Below are 15,905 nucleotides of genomic sequence, written 5' to 3'. Positions count from 1 at the left end.
AAAAATATTTTTCGTCAATTCTTTATTTTTTAAAGTTTAAATGCAATTTGAGGCCAGCGTGTCCGCTAAAAAATATTTATTTGGAAATGACTCCGTTCGGAAATTAATTGAATTGGTATAAACAAGTAGAAAAGGTCCTTATTTTGAGACATGCATCTAATATAATGGATTATGCTTATAAAAACTGTGGGAAATAGGGATGACAGAAACAGGATAAATTTAAAAAGTTATTTTAGACTTAAAGATGAGAGTATTCAGGATTTAAGACTTATGACTAAACCTATTTATATTCACTATCTACTTTTCAGTCATTTTCTCGAAGCAGATTTATTCTCCATGAGCTCTTGTCTTTATAGAGTTAATGTTTCAAAGGAAAAAAAGACATATGGAGAGTAATTATGAGACTAATAATAATTTCCAATAGATTGCCGATTACCATTATAAAAGATAAATCTCAAATTTACTTTCAGCAAAGTATAGGTGGGCTCGCAACAGGTCTTAATACTTTTTTAGAAGAATTTAGTGCTGTCGAAACAGTCGAATGGTTATGGGTTGGGTGGCCAGGAAGTCATTCTGATAATATCATTAAAGATATTCATATTCATGAACTTCAAAAGCAAAATCTTTTTCCCATAATTTTTCCTGAAAAAACAATGGATAAGTTTTACCAAGGTTTTTGTAACAAAACTTTATGGCCGCTCTTCCATTATTTTACGGAGTTTGCAACCTATGATGAAGAAAACTGGCACACCTATAAGGCAGTGAATGAGGCATTTGCAAATAAATTAACGACGCTTATAAGACCCGATGATATACTGTGGATCAATGATTACCATTTATTATTACTTCCTTCTTTATTGAATGCTGGTTTTCCGAATATACCTATAGGATTTTTTTTTCATACTCCATTTCCGGCTTATGAAGTATTTCAATTAATTCCTAAAAATTGGCGATCTGAATTACTAAAAGGCCTTTTGGGTGCCGATTTAATTGGCTTCCATACTTCTGAATATGCTCAGAATTTTTTACACAGTGTGTCACTTAATCTGGGGTATGAACATAATATGGGCGTGATTACCACAAAAGACAAATTAATCAAGACTAAAGTATTTCCGATGGGAATTGCCTTCAATAAAATTCAACACATTGCAGGTTCAAGCAAAACACAAAATAAAAAAGAAGAATTACAAAAATCATTACAAAAAACAAAAATTATTTTATCTGTAGATCGGCTCGATTATACAAAAGGAATTATCAATCGCTTGCAAGCTTACGAATTATTTCTTGAAAAAAATGAAAATTGGCACAAGAAAGCCACTTTAGTTCTAATCGTTGCGCCTTCTCGGGATAGCGTGTCGCACTATCAGTCCATGAAAAAGAAAATAGAGGAATGTGTCAGCCATATTAATGGAAAATATGGAGATATCGATTGGATGCCCATTTTATATCAATACAAAAATATAGAATTTGAAGATCTCATTGCACTTTATGGAATCAGCGATGCTATTTTGGTGACCCCGATAAGAGACGGAATGAACTTAATTGCTAAAGAATATATCGCTTCAAGAATTGATAAAAAAGGGGTCCTTATCCTCAGTGAAACGGCAGGGGCAGCAAAAGAGCTTTCCGAAAGTTTTATTGTAAATCCCAACAGTATCGAAGAAATAGCAAGCGCAATTAAGATGTCTCTTAGTTTAAATGAACAAGAACAAATATTAAGAAATCATTTAATGCAAAGACGTCTTAAAAATTACGACGTGATTTGCTGGGGAAATGAATTTATTGATGAGTTGGTTCAAACAAAGGAACAGAATGAAATATTTTCTGCCAAAACCCTGCAACTACATGACAAACAAAAATTTATCGAACATTACCATCGCGCCAGTAAAAGACTTATTTTATTAGACTATGATGGTACTCTTGTCCCCTATACAATACATCCTCAAGAAGCAAAACCTGATACCGGGTTATTGGATACACTTTTTTCACTGACAGCTGATCCCAGAAACAATGTAGTGATCATCAGTGGGCGAGATAAAGACACTTTAAATCAATGGTTCTATTCCCTTCCTATTCATATGATAGGAGAACATGGGGCCTGTATTAAAGAAATCGGCAAGCAATGGGACATCTTAACCCAGAAAAAATGTGATTGGAAAGAATCTATATTATCCTTGTTGAATAAGTATGCCGATCGGTTGCCTGGCGCTTTTATTGAAGAAAAAGAATTTTCCCTTGCATGGCACTATAGGAATACCTTACCAGAACAAAGTCTCTATATAGTAAAGGAGTTAACAGATGACCTGGTCCATTTTGTTGCTCATGGTGATTTACAAGTCTTATGGGGCAATAAAGTAATCGAACTTCGCCATGCTAATTTAAATAAAGGAAATGCTACCTTGTATTTTATTTTAAAATCTCATTATGATTTCATTATGGCTATTGGTGATGACGTTACCGATGAAGACATGTTCAAAGTATTGCCTGAAACTGCCTATTCAATCAAAGTTGGTATAGGAGCTTCCCATGCCAAATATCATTTAAAAAATCACAATCAGGTAGTAGATTTATTAAATTTACTGAGTCAACGCGTGAATTTAACTTAAAATTAAAATAGAATCCAGGCAAATCGTATTCAGCGACGCAAATGCCTGGATTGCTCAAAAACCGCTTGTCTTGAAAAAGCATATCTACCCATAAAAATCTTCTTTCTTTTCTTAGACGCTTTTTCTAGCACAGTGATCACAGCAATAATACTCGCCATTGCTCTCAACTCCGTACCCAACAATTTTACAGGAGCAATGTTTGCAAGTTGGTGCAAGTTTCGTAATAGCACATTCAAAGGAATCAAAAAAAATAGGATTTACCTGCCAATCGAACTTCAAAAATGTTTTTATAATGATTACCACATACCTCGCATTGTCAATAGTAGGTTCTCCACAGGATAAAATAATTCCTGTTGGCCATTGTACTCATAGACGTTAGCTTCTTTGTTTATATTGCTTTAATTGCTCTACTATTACCTTGTTGAACTCTGGAATATCGTCAGGTTTTCTACTGGTAATTAAATTCCCATCCTGAACTACTGGTTTATCAACCCATACTGCTCCAGCATTCATTAAGTCCGTTTTTACTGAAGGCCAAGAGGTTAAATGCTTTTCTTTTACCAATTGTGCATTGATAAGCAACCAGGGTCCATGACAAATAGCAGCGATTATTTTTTTTTGCTCGTCCATTTTCTGAGTAAATTCTACTGCTTCTGGCAAAGTACGTAGTGTGTCTGGATTCATGACACCGCCGGGTAAAATTAAAGCATCATAATCATCTGGAATGGCATTTTCGAGAAGAACATCAACATGAAAGGAATCCGCTTTATCTGCATGATTCCATCCTTGAACAGTTGTTTTGTTTGAAATAAGGTACGTTTGAGCGCCCTGTTTTTGCAGTGCTTCTCTTGGTTTGACCATTTCCACCTGTTCAAAACCATCAGCCAATAAAATAGCTATCTTAACTCCATCTAGTGAATTCATCATTTTTCATCCTGAAGTCGTAATTAAATTAAGCATAGACTGTTGAAAATGATTTGCAATCTAAGGAAAACATTAGAAATTTTGGAATGAAATAAAGATTTTATTATCTCTTGGGTGTCTTCATAAATCAGTAGTTTTTGGCTGAATTTCAAAAACGCGTTTATCCATTGTTTTACGCCATAAAGGTGGAAAAAGCGCCAGAATTATCATACCCAAATACCCTGAGGGAAGCTGAGGACTGGTATCAATATGGCGCAATACTTGATAAGGGCGTGCACCATGGAGATGATGATCGGAATGTCGCTGCAGTTGAAAGAGCAGCATATTACTCAACCAATGATTGGCATTCCAGGAATGTTGATCAGAAACTTTTTCATAAGTCCCATTTGCAAGTTTCTTGCGTTCTAAGCCATAGTGTTCAATATAATTAATGATTTCCAACAATAAAATGGCAGTCAGGGATTGAAGTAAGAAGAAAACAAGCGCTTTCCACCCCCCATAAAAACAAAGAAAAAATGAAATAAGGATAGGTATATTAATAATCCACCAAAATTCATTTTTATAATGAAACCAGGGGTGTCCTTTACGTTCTAATCGTTTTCGCTCGATTTTTAAAGCGGAAGTAAAAGAGCCACTAATTGTCCTTGGCAAAAAATGATAGACGCTTTCTCCTAATCGAGATGTCGCAGGATCATGAGGTGTCCCGACATAAACATGATGTCCGCGTACATGTTCAATAAAGAAATGTCCATAACAAACACTAACCAATAAAATTTTACCCAAAATTTGATCAATAAAGAAGTTTTTGTGCATCAGCTCATGAGCAAGGGTAATACCGATTCCACCTGTCAAAAGCCCTATGGAAAGACTAAACCCAATTAATTCGATGATGGTTAATGGATAATGAATTATCAAATATATTGCAAAAATTAAAATGAAACATTGTAGCGGAACATACATCCAGGAAATCACCTTAAAATATGAATCTTTCATGAGTAGCTTATCTTGGACTGAGTCGGGATTACTTGAATCAACTAACCAAAAATCCATTAAGGGAATAAGAGTGAATAAAACAAAAAAGGGTAGAAAAGTATAAATGTTTCCTAAATAAAAGCCGATAAAAGGGAGTAATACCAAAATATAGGCAAGTAGAAAACATATTTTTTTAGATAATTTCATGTTGAATCTCTTCTTCAACTTTCATTTATAAAAAATAAATGGGTATTAATTATATAATAGACGAAAATCTTCCAAAGAATTCCCTCTTTTTATTACCTACTTCACACAGGTTGCATTTACTTTTTATATTGCCTATTTTTTAAATATAGCGAGACAAAAAGTTAGGATTTAGGAGAAAACCATGAAAAAAATTTTTTTAATATTAATGAGCCTTGGTATTTTTTCTTCTGTTTTTGCAGCGGATGAAAATACAGTCGGAAATGCTCCCTATAATAATGCCAATCCGGACAATCATATAGGGGATACGAATTTTAACAACACCACAAATCCTAATATGAGTACTAATCCAAACAACAAACCCAACAATGCACCGACTCCGGATACCAGTTTGGGAAATGGGGGAAATACTGGAGCCATTGGGACAGATAATGGCGGTGGGAATGGACCGGTACATTAAATTAGAAACCCTTTCTCAACATGTTGAGAAAGGTTTCTGTCTTTTAGATACTGAAAGGACCCTTTTGAGATTTAGTCCCTTCTCCTCCTTCCATTGATATATTTTCTTGCTCAAGGACATGATTCGCTGGTTCTTTAACTTCATTAGATTGTACAATTTTATTAATTTCTTCAAGAGCCTTTGAAGTTTCCAAACTCATTGGTTTTTTGAATTGATCAAAGAAACTTTGTAACCATCCTAAAAATCCTAGCTCCAATATACCTGGTTTATTTTTGGATATGATATCTGCTTGAGCTTTAATTTTGGGAATTATCTCCTCTTTTACTTTTCCTCCTTGCTGGAGAATCTCAAGCATCGCAGATGCTGCTTTTACTCGATTTACATAGGTTTGCTGAAAATTTTCTGGTGGATTATTTTCCAGATAATCAAGATAGGAAATTATTTTATTTTTTAATTCTAATAATTTTTCATGGTCTACTACAAAATCAGCATGAATGGTATTCAATCCCATAAAATTTGCAGTTAATGAATCACGAGTTGCTCGTAACCAGTCAATCTCCCAAATCTGTGGGTTACTTTGAGCAATCGAACGAACAATTGAATTAATTTTGGGTATCATCACTTCTTTTATTGATCCCCCTAGTTGGAGTACCGCAAGCATGTCATAAGCTAACTCAAGATGTTGGCTCAGGTGAGGCTTTGGAGCGTTTGAAATCTCTGTTTCCAAATGATGCATGTATCGAATTAACTGTTTTTGAAGCGCTACTAAAACGCCAATATGTTCCGAGTGGGCATCCCAGGTGTTTAATTGAATTAATTGAGTTGTAAACGATTCTCTACTTTTTCGTAACCAGTCCACCTCCCAAGGCGTGGGATTATTTGCGGCAATGATTTTGCTTTGAGTTATTAAATTGGGAATGATGTTGTCATAGAATGTTCCCCCTTTTTGCAGGGTCTTAAGCATTTCATAGGCTGCCTTTAAACGATTATTATAGGACTCATCCTGGGGATTTTCTGGGGGATTAGCTTCAAGATAATCGATGTATTCAAAAATTTGGTCTTTGAAATTAATGAGTGTATCCATTTCATCGAGTGAAGCAGTGGGTGTATTCAATAAAATCGAGTTTGTCGTAACTGGACTTCTATTTAGTCTTGAAAAATGTTTGACTTTATCAGGATGAGAGTGATCACCAAGGTCTTCTATATCTTTAAAAGTAAGACCTTTTTCAATCAATTCTTCGACAGGATTTTCTGATTTTAGAAATTGTTCATGTTTCTCCTTAAGAACATCTATCGGATTTTGATCAGAATCTATTTTTTTAATCGCTGCAATTTCATTTATTAAATTGCTTATTCCGGAAGAAATCAAAATAGCATTATATTGATCCTCAGCTTGAGAGTGATCAAACATCACAAGTACAGCGGGCATATCTTCTGGAGAAATATCTGTATAGGCCAATTCATAAGCGATTAACGGGTGCAAATTATCTACCCCAAGAATTACCCCCTTTGGGTTTAATTCTGGCGTTTCATATTTTTTGACTACCCAATTGGAAAATTTAGAAGCCACAAAATAATCACCTTTCCTTAATGCATCAACAAATATTTGCGCATTGGGCGCATCTTCACCTAAATCCTGGATTTGAAGAACTTCTCTTGCAACCCAGTCTTGTTTTAAAATTACAGTATTTAATGCAACGGGGGTTTCTGCCTCAATAGACGTATTCGCCAAGCATTGTTGAATAAAAGGTTTAAAACGTATGCTTAGTCCATATATCTCAGGATTTTTCAGTGCAAACTTCAATATAGAACGAACAATTTTTGTATCAGTATCTTCTGTTTCTGCTGTAGCTGCGATTTGTTTTAGTAATTCTTCAAGAGCCGCCTCTTTTGTTACTTCCTTAAGTAATTCTTCCGAGTACCCATTTCTTTGTCCTTTTTGAATTTTATCCAGTTCAAAAAGAGCTGAAAATAATAAATCCAGACGATCATTTAGAGGTCGATTTGTATCTTTAATTGCGTCTGATATTTGCTCAAGTAGTTCTTTTTCGCGTTGAATCATGGTAAACCAACATGTTAAATTTTATGGATAATTATAGTATAAATTGAATTTTTTATGAAGCTTATGCTTTATTTCTAGCCTATTGAGCTATAAAAACGTAGAACTGTAAGTCCTGTCTTTAGAGACATCATTCCAAGATTGTTGAATCGATGCGATACGTAAGCTTCTAATTTGTCTTGTTATTTCATGACCTAGGTATTTGGCAGCGAGATCTTTCGTATTGATTGATTTGGCTGCTTGATAAGCCCGTTTAATTTTTTCGATATTCGGTGATTCTTGAGAACATGCCTCGAAAACTTGCAAGCAATGATCAAATCGCTCTTTATTTTGAAAAGCGCCTAACTGGGTCATAAAATCCAACAGATCTTTTGCATCCAGTTCCGGAGTTCGTTTGAATAATGCCCAATTTTTGTTAACCAGGATGGCTAGATCACGATACAGATTGGGGATATTAAACTGTTTGCAAAAATGATTTATTTTTCCTTGAGATAAGTCATGCATTAAAGCAGCAAACCGTACAGGGCCAGAATTTTTATAGACAGCGGCTAATTGCAACCCTTGAATACCTGCCCCTGATATTATTAAGTAAGGAAACAAAATACGATCAGCACCGCATTTATTAAGCACCTCAAAAAAATTAGCTGGATGTGTACCCATCATGGCACGTTCCATTTCTTTCCATATACGCTCACAACTCAACTCACTTATCTTCCCCTCACAAACCATTTGTTCCATAAGTAACATTGTATCTGGTGCTACCTTATAACCAAAACAAGCGGCAAAGCGTGCGGTACGAATTAAACGCAGGGGATCTTCTACAAAAGCGGGCGATACATGCCTAAGGGTTTGATTCTCCAAATCAGTTTTTCCATTATAAGGGTCAATTAATTCGCCGTATTGGTCATTTTCAAAAGGTAATGCCATGGCATTGATGGTTAAATCACGCCGTTTTAAATCATCTAGCAAGGTAATTCCAGAAGACGTATCAAACTCAAAACCACCATGACCTTGGCTCACTCGTTTTTCGGCTCGTGCAAGAGCATACTCTTCATTAGTTTCTGGATGTAAAAAAACAGGAAAATTTTGAGCCTCAGGACTACCATTAACCGGTTTAAAACCTATTTTGAGTAAGTCGTCTCGGTTTGCTCCTACGATTACCCAATCATTATCTTTAGGCTGTAAGCCCAGTAATTTGTCCCGAACCGCACCACCTACTAAATAAATTTTCATACTGATTACATGTAAATGTGTATCAAATTCGAACATTTTATAATTTCGTGGTTATATTATCAACAACCATTCGATTATTTATACAAAAGTTTCAAGTATGGAAAACGATTGCATGAATGAGAATGGTCTTAGGAAAAAAGAACCAAACACTTGAAATATTTATAAAATAAAGCGAGGATTAAGAATAACAATCTAACCAACATCAAAATGACATTATTGGCTACTACGGTTCAAGTTATTCCAGGGAGTGTAGGACAAACACCCCCGAGGTATTACACGTCCATACTTTTGTATGGACAGATTTTTAGCATCTTTATAGGTATCATTTTTCTATTTATTGCATTTTATATGCTTCGTCCAAGAGAAAAAGATCAAAGACGCATTCAAGATGAATTTATATTTTATTTAATTCTTGGACTCTTCTTCATAATTTGCCCTTTTTTATTTGAATATTTCTTGTACTAAATGGAATTCATTCCACCCATCATAATAAAGCAATTAACACTCAGTTACTTCAGTTGAGCCTTTGTTACACCTTAAAAATGCAGGTATACCAACAAGATATATTTGTATCTATTTAATTCTCTTTTAATAATTCCTTAATTTAAAAACATTATAATTTTGTACTATAATTTACCTTTTTGTATCATTCGGGTCTATTTTAGTTATGAAAAGAAAGCATGAATCAGTCAAATTGGAACAGCATTACTATAAAGAAGTCGGCAAGAAAGTTCTTCCCGTAAAGAATAAGCGGGAGCAAAGGAAAATCGATGCCTTTATGAAAAGGCATGACAATCCACCGTCACGTACTACACGTGAATCAGGATATTCCTCCTATCTATTTAAGGCAAAACAAGTTGAAATAAATAGTTCTATGGTAAAAAAACAAAAAGTGAATAACAGCCATTTTTTAATATCACGAGCACCCCAGGCTCCAGCCTTACCCATTTCTTGTTTGGCTTCAACAGAGCATGTTATAGCCATGCAAGATAAAGTGACCCCTTTTGAATCAGAATCGATGCCTGAAACGAAAAAAGATGTAAGATATTTAATATCTTTAGTATGCAACAGTAAAAAATATAGTATTCGCAGTGAAAGAAATGCAATTTTAAAATTAATTCATCATTATGATGACACATTGAATAAAAAAAATATCCATATTACTCATAATAAGGATAAAAAAACTTTTGAAATTTCTGCCAGTACCCAGATAGCAGATATTAAATTACTCATACGAGCCTTATCCAGCAAAGAAAAATATCAAATTTTAAGCTGTAATTTCGAGGAAATCGAGTTAAACCAGGGCGTATGCTTGGTTAAGAAGGATGCATCAGATCCTATTCATGCTATGGTTAATGTTGTTAATTCTAATTTGGAAAAAGGTTTTATTGGAAGAGATGCAGGAACAACTTCTGGACTATATACATCAAGTTATCAGGACGGCAACTGGACCTTTAATTTCTTTAGCAGTTTAGATGACATGCGTAAGAAAAATGATTATCCAGAAAGTACTCTAGCTATAAAAATTTACAAGTCACCCTAAATCCATGGCATCCTTTCATGAATTATGTTTCAAACTTAAGGTGGTAACAATTTAAAAGCTGTGCCTTTCTTTATAATAAAAATTTGAAGATAAAAATAATCTATACTTAGGTGAATACCTCCAAAATTTGATGAACATGAAACAGACAGGGATAGTGTTACAAGGAGGCGGAGCGCTGGGCGCTTACGAATTCGGAGCTTTGAAACGTCTTTATGAGCATTCTGAATTCTCACCCGATATTGTTTCGGGAGTCTCTATCGGTGCCATTAATGCAGTTGCCCTTGTAGGCGCTAAAGAAAATCCTATAGAGACTCTAGAATCCATGTGGGAAGAGTTTACTCTTTTTTCATTACCCTTTTTTGAAGATAAATTATCCTCTTACTTAGCGTTATTAGGTAATCCATCGTTTTTTTACCCCCGTTTTGATTATTGGAATTTTGATCATTGGACTAGTTTTTATTTAACTCAGCCTTTACATCAACTATTAAACAAGTACATTGATTTTAAAAAGATCAATAATTCTCCCACCCGTTTGATTCTCACTGCTACCGATATTGAAACAGGCGAAGTGCAAACATTTACCAATAAGGGGGCTAATCGGGTTGAAATTACACCCATGCATGTTCTGGCAAGCGGAAGTTTACCACCTGGTTTTCCTATGACCAGAATAAAAAAAGCTTATTACTGGGATGGTGGTTTATTTGAAAATACCCCACTCTCCCCCGTTATAGAATGCCTTGATCCGAACCCAGAAGTTGAAAAACAAATTATTGTCATCAATCTTTTTTCCAGCCAAGGCAAAATACCGACGAACATGGTTACTGTCTTTGACAGAATGCTTGAAATTCAATACGCCAACAAGATTAGTTTTAACAAAGAATTAACTGAAAAGATAAATGAATTTATTGAAGTCATTTATGAAATTGATAAAATTATTCCAAGTCATAGCTCTATTAAGAAACTTCCTGGATATCAACGGCTGATAAATTACAAATACATTCAAAATATCCTTTATATTGAAAATAGAAGACCAGAAGATCTCAATGGGCCATTCGATTTTTCATCCAATACAATCAAAAAAAGAATAGCTGCGGGATATCGAGATGCAGCTAAAGCCTTGAAACACCATCATTTATAAGCAGAAATTAAAAATATTTTCATTTTCTTATTTAGGATGAAGCATCTAGCTCCTAGTAAATGGAGTCTCAAAACTGTATACTCAGGATCCAATATAGTCATTATGTTTATTTTGTCATCAACATCCATCCCAGAGTATTTATTTTAAAAACTAATAATTCACTCTAAAGAGGTTATTTAATGAAAATTTATAAAATGAACCAATTCAACATTTTAATATTCAGTGTGATTATCTTGTTCGCTACAGATGAGATTGCTTTTGCAAAAAATCAATGTGACGGTGGTGGCATGTTGGTTCGTTTTGATCTATCAAAAACCAATAATAGTCGCATTGATAACCAAAATACTTATATCGTTGTGTTGGGAATTGATCCCAAAACAAAAAAACATGCTTATGTTCGGATGAATGATGGAAATCATGTTGGAACTCTTGTAGACATCAACAATGCGAATATAAATGGTAAAGATTATGGTATCTCTTTATCTGAATTAATACCCGGTTCAGGAGGGATGGCTCAAGCTTGCATACCTCATCTGACATCCGGAAGAATTTATATTTCCTTCGCTAACCCGTTGGATATGCCCACAGACAAAGAAACCCTCACTCCGAAACAACCTGACGTCAACAATCCGCAGACGACTACTCATGGAACTCTTTTTGATAAAGTAGAATTTAATTACAGTTCAAGTGGTGAAACAGTTATCAACCCAACAGGCGTAGATTTTATTGCAATTCCCTATACCATCCAACAAGCGGGACACGAGTATGGGCATTTTGGTGGATTAAATGGGATCATTCACAATATGAAAACAATTGTGTGTGGTGCTACGGGCGAATCCACAAACTCTCTTGAGTGTTCGCAACGATGGAATAGTTCCGAATGGTCTAGCCTCATTGTATATAATTCTGAACATTTCTTAATGAGAATTGATGCCCCTGGAAGAAGTGGCAATCGGTTTCAGGGTTATTTCAATAATTATATTCATGAGTTGAGCCGATATTACTCTTCTTCTCTCAACCGATCCATTAAAATTGATTTGAAAGAATTAAACCAGGGTATCTGGTCAGGAGCTTTTGAACCCAATACAAAAAAACTCATTTTCACTCAGAATGGAACTTCCAATCCAAAAACTCTCTCTTATGATCTAAGCGTTCCACAAGCCAGCAATTCAATTTTTATGGGAGCACAAGCCCCCTTTTATAATAAAAATGCTGTGGATGCCACAATTGCCCGTGATTTGACATCGGCTATTATTTCCGGAATGTTGATGCGGCAAGAATCAGCCTTCGTGGGAATGGATTTTTTTGATCACCAAGGCAATCCTGTTTTCAAAAATAAAGAACAAATGCAAAAACTTTTGAAATACTTTTTCAATAATGGGATCAATTCAGTGGATTATACTTGGAACCAATGTGGCAAACAGCATGATGCGCCTTGTCTGAATGTATACTCTGAAGCAATGCATGCCTTAAGCTTCGATAAAAATATCGATCATCCACAAGACAGTTATCTAAATTCTTATGCATTTTCTTATGATGATTTTCTCGGAATGGACGGTACCAATATACAAACCGATGCAAAGCCTGCCACCATTGTCCTTGGCGATATGAAAGGTCGTAAAATTCCATATATAGATCTGCGGTAAAAATATTGCGAATCAATCAAATACTTTGCGCCATAGAGTTTTACTGTGATTCGTGGACTAATTAAGATACGCATCGACAATATAGTCAACAAATAGGCGGTGTTTCCGCAGCATGTATTTTGTTCTTGGATGGACTAGCCAAACTGGCATAGGTGGTGGCCTAAACCTCATCAAAACTTCTTTTAAATGACCGCTTTCAATAGATTTTTGAAAGAAGTAATGAGGCAAAAAGGCGATACCTATACCCTGTAAAACTGCTTCCAAAACCAAGGCAGAATTATTAAGACGTAAGTTTCCATTTACAGAAACAGAACAATTTTCCTCGTGATTTTTAAAAAACCAAACATCTCCTTCATATAAATTAATTTGATGGATAATACAGTTATGCCGAACCAAATCCTCCGGTTTTTCAGGTATGCCATGACGTTTTAAATATTCTGTGGTAGCGCAACATACCATCTGGTGTTCGATTAATTTTTTTGATTGTAACGTTCGTGTATTTATTTCCTTGTAGCGAAAGTAAATATCATACGAATCATCTATCAAATCAGGGAAAATATTACTTTTTACAAATTGAATTTTAATTTGCGGATATTCCAACAAAAAATCGGCAATTAATGGCATCAATTCAAAATATCCAGAATAAACAGAAACGGATAAATTGAGGATGCCTGCTGGCTCTTTTATATTGTTTGCGATACCGCTTCTTAAGTCCGCAAGAATCGTAGGAATATTTTGACAATGCTGGTAACAGTACTCTCCATATTTCGTCAGGACGAATCGACGCGTATTTCGCTTCAATAACGTCACCCCAAGTTTTTCTTCAAGTTGAGCCACTTTTCGAGTAACCGATGCAGGAGAAATTTTTAATACAGATGCAGCTTTGTAAAAACTATTACAATTTACCACTTGCAGAAAAACTTCTATATCTGACAACACACAGCAATCCATTGTTTCATTTTTGAAAAAATATATTACGAAAATATCGGATTGATTGCTATAGCCAACAGTGGAAGAATATTTTCTGAAATTCATCACTAAAAGGACTTATCATGAATCCATTAAACGAGATTATTTTCTCTCATTGTCATGCTGTATTTACATCCAAAAAAATCAGAAAGTTACGGGAGGATTTCTCACGTCAAGGCATTGTAAAAATTCCGGAAATCGTTAGTCAAAACTTAAAGCAAAGGCTTCATCAAGAAATTTATGATTTACTGGAACAATATGCCGAGCGGCGTGATCTTCTTTTAAAAACAACGGACAATACGCCCCGCTATTTAAGTGTTGTCCGAAGCGAATTAATCGAAGAATACAGCAGAATCATTCGCGAAGTGAGACAATCAGATTCCTTACTGCAATTTTTACAACAGATAACTCAAGAAAAACTGTTAACTCAAGTCAAAGAAGATGAAAAATTTGTCATTACCAAGCAAGAGTTCAGTGGAGATACTCATGGGTGGCATTGGGGGGATTACAGTTTTGCATTAATTTGGATCGTGGAAATGCCCCCTGTAGATTGTGGTGGCATGTTGCAGTGTGTCCCTCATACGAGTTGGGATAAAGACTCCCCTGACTTATATCAATATTTTTGTGATAACCCCATTCATACTTATTCATTTATCCCTGGTGATGTGTACTTATTAAAAGCGGATACGACATTACACCGAACAGTACCTTTAAGATATGATGCGACACGGATTATGCTCAATATGACCTGGGGGAGCGTACGCGATCAGAACAATCCTTTTTTATCAGTTGATGACCGCTGGTGGGACAATATTAATGCACAGGCGGCGCAGCATGTTCATAACTGATTGGGCCATCGATGATTCTGCTTTATTGCATAGATCGCGAAGAGAATTCATGCATTGTCAATCTTATGCCGAGATGCAGGATATGCTGATGTATCTTATAAAAAAAAATGGTTCTTGGCGTAAACAATGCATTAATCTTGTTGCTGCTGAAAGCCCAATGAGTCAAATTGTCCGTTCCTTACTTGCAGATGATTTAAGCATGCGTACTGCAAGTGGGTATATAGGTAAAAAAAACCGCTATTTCATGGCAACTCAATATATTGATCAGTTTGAATCCTTGTGCCACGTTTTGCTGACTGATCTGTTTGAATGCAATTATTGCGATCATCGTTTAATGGGCGGAACACAAGCATGCCAGGTTGTTTATTCTACTTTGACTCAACCCAACGATACATTAATCACCGTTATGCCTATGCATGGCGGTGATTCGAGTAATTGCAGACAAAGCATGCCTGGATTATTGAATTTAAACATTGTGCCGATGCCTTTTCTGAGGGATAACTTGACCATAGATCTTCATCAACTCGAGTATTTGCTTGACCGCTACAAGCCCAAGTTAATCTCCCTGGGGTTCTCAATTTGTTTGTTGGAACAACCCATCAGAGCGATTTCTGCCCTTTGCCAAAAATTTAAAGTCCCTGTTTTTTATGATGCGTCCCATGAATTAGGTTTGATAGCGGGTAAATGCTTTGCAAATCCCTTCATACAAGGAACTACTATAGTAAGTGGGTCTACTGGTAAAACATTTAGTGGTCCTCAAGGCGGATTACTGCTTTGGAATGATGACTATTTAGTTCAACCAATTACCAACACTGTTTTTCCTAATTTTGTGGGCACTTACCAATTAAACCGGGTGGCGGCATTAACATTAGCTTCTTTAGAGATTCAACAATATGGCGAAGAATATATGGCACAAGGGGTAAGAAACGCGAAAACCTTAGCCATGCAGTTACATACATTGGGAATTTCTGTTTTTGCTCAAGAAAAAAATTACACCCAAACCCATCAAATTCTCATTGATGCCACAAAGTATGGCGGAGGATTTGCTGCTGCTAATCGGTTAGAGGCTTGTCATATCATCACGAACCACGTCAATTTACCTGGGGATAAAGAAGGGTTTCGTGGAATACGAATTGCCACAACCGAAATGACGCGACGGGGAATGAAAGAAAAGCACATGCAAGAAATTGTTCATCTTGTCTATCGAGCACTGGAAACAAGTGAACCTGCATCCTCTATAGCCAAAGGAGCAAGTATCTTAAGCCAAGAGTTCCAAAAAATTCATTATTGCTAAAGGGAAAAA

General features: G+C 35.6%; 12 protein-coding genes. 7 read left to right on the top strand and 5 right to left on the bottom strand.

All coding sequences use genetic code 11. The features are described 5' to 3' along the window. Nucleotides 1–398 precede the first annotated feature (398 nt). Nucleotides 399–2,606, top strand: coding sequence for a bifunctional alpha,alpha-trehalose-phosphate synthase (UDP-forming)/trehalose-phosphatase (locus BU07_RS0108490; protein WP_031565167.1), 2,208 nt, complete (start codon nt 399–401; stop codon nt 2,604–2,606). Between the two features lie 375 nt (nt 2,607–2,981). Here BU07_RS0108490 and BU07_RS0108475 read toward each other — a convergent pair whose 3' ends face one another. Together BU07_RS0108475 and BU07_RS0108470 are read right to left on the bottom strand one after the other, a co-directional pair. Next, on the bottom strand, nt 2,982–3,533 hold the full coding sequence (locus tag BU07_RS0108475) for a type 1 glutamine amidotransferase domain-containing protein (RefSeq protein WP_031565164.1): 552 nt from the start codon (nt 3,531–3,533) through the stop codon (nt 2,982–2,984). A gap of 117 nt (nt 3,534–3,650) precedes the next feature. Further along, entirely contained in the window at nt 3,651–4,709 is a 1,059-nt protein-coding gene (locus BU07_RS0108470; RefSeq protein ID WP_031565162.1) for an alkane 1-monooxygenase, read from the bottom strand. Nucleotides 4,710–4,890: 181 nt separating this feature from the next. On the opposite strand from BU07_RS0108470, the gene BU07_RS0108465 reads away from it, so the two are divergent. Next, complete coding sequence (locus BU07_RS0108465) at nt 4,891–5,166, top strand: hypothetical protein (RefSeq protein ID WP_031565160.1); 276 nt, start codon at nt 4,891–4,893, stop codon at nt 5,164–5,166. A 43-nt stretch (nt 5,167–5,209) separates the two neighbouring features. Here BU07_RS0108465 and BU07_RS16990 read toward each other — a convergent pair whose 3' ends face one another. Together BU07_RS16990 and BU07_RS16745 are read right to left on the bottom strand one after the other, a co-directional pair. Next, nucleotides 5,210–7,228 (bottom strand): hypothetical protein, encoded by a 2,019-nt coding sequence (locus BU07_RS16990; RefSeq protein ID WP_051635516.1) that lies wholly within the window; start codon nt 7,226–7,228, stop codon nt 5,210–5,212. Between the two features lie 87 nt (nt 7,229–7,315). Further along, the gene (locus tag BU07_RS16745; RefSeq protein ID WP_051635554.1) at nt 7,316–8,458 is read right to left on the bottom strand and encodes a tRNA nucleotidyltransferase/poly(A) polymerase-related protein; all 1,143 of its coding nucleotides are present in this window, start codon (nt 8,456–8,458) and stop codon (nt 7,316–7,318) included. Between the two features lie 667 nt (nt 8,459–9,125). On the opposite strand from BU07_RS16745, the gene BU07_RS0108450 reads away from it, so the two are divergent. The 3 genes from BU07_RS0108450 (at nt 9,126) to BU07_RS0108440 (ending at nt 12,785) form a co-directional block, all read left to right on the top strand. Further along, nucleotides 9,126–10,001: a hypothetical protein gene (locus BU07_RS0108450; RefSeq protein ID WP_031565154.1), complete on the top strand. Its 876-nt coding sequence runs from the start codon at nt 9,126–9,128 to the stop codon at nt 9,999–10,001. Nucleotides 10,002–10,137: 136 nt separating this feature from the next. Beyond that, nucleotides 10,138–11,139 (top strand): patatin-like phospholipase family protein, encoded by a 1,002-nt coding sequence (locus tag BU07_RS0108445; protein ID WP_031565152.1) that lies wholly within the window; start codon nt 10,138–10,140, stop codon nt 11,137–11,139. A gap of 179 nt (nt 11,140–11,318) precedes the next feature. After that, on the top strand, nt 11,319–12,785 hold the full coding sequence (locus tag BU07_RS0108440; RefSeq protein ID WP_031565150.1) for a beta-1,3-glucanase family protein: 1,467 nt from the start codon (nt 11,319–11,321) through the stop codon (nt 12,783–12,785). 57 nt (nt 12,786–12,842) lie between these two features. Here the strand turns inward: BU07_RS0108440 and BU07_RS0108435 are convergent, their stop codons facing one another. Then, the gene (locus BU07_RS0108435) at nt 12,843–13,724 is read right to left on the bottom strand and encodes a LysR family transcriptional regulator (protein WP_031565148.1); all 882 of its coding nucleotides are present in this window, start codon (nt 13,722–13,724) and stop codon (nt 12,843–12,845) included. Between the two features lie 113 nt (nt 13,725–13,837). On the opposite strand from BU07_RS0108435, the gene BU07_RS0108430 reads away from it, so the two are divergent. Together BU07_RS0108430 and BU07_RS0108425 are read left to right on the top strand one after the other, a co-directional pair. Then, the gene (locus tag BU07_RS0108430) at nt 13,838–14,602 is read left to right on the top strand and encodes a HalD/BesD family halogenase (protein WP_031565146.1); all 765 of its coding nucleotides are present in this window, start codon (nt 13,838–13,840) and stop codon (nt 14,600–14,602) included. Next, on the top strand, nt 14,589–15,896 hold the full coding sequence (locus tag BU07_RS0108425) for an aminotransferase class I/II-fold pyridoxal phosphate-dependent enzyme (protein WP_035899034.1): 1,308 nt from the start codon (nt 14,589–14,591) through the stop codon (nt 15,894–15,896). The genes BU07_RS0108430 and BU07_RS0108425 overlap by 14 nt, the downstream gene beginning before the upstream one ends. Nucleotides 15,897–15,905: the final 9 nt, after the last annotated feature.

The sequence above is a fragment of the Legionella wadsworthii DSM 21896 = ATCC 33877 genome (genome assembly GCF_000701265.1).
Lineage (GTDB): Bacteria > Pseudomonadota > Gammaproteobacteria > Legionellales > Legionellaceae > Legionella > Legionella wadsworthii.
This window is presented reverse-complemented; position numbering and strand designations above follow the sequence as displayed.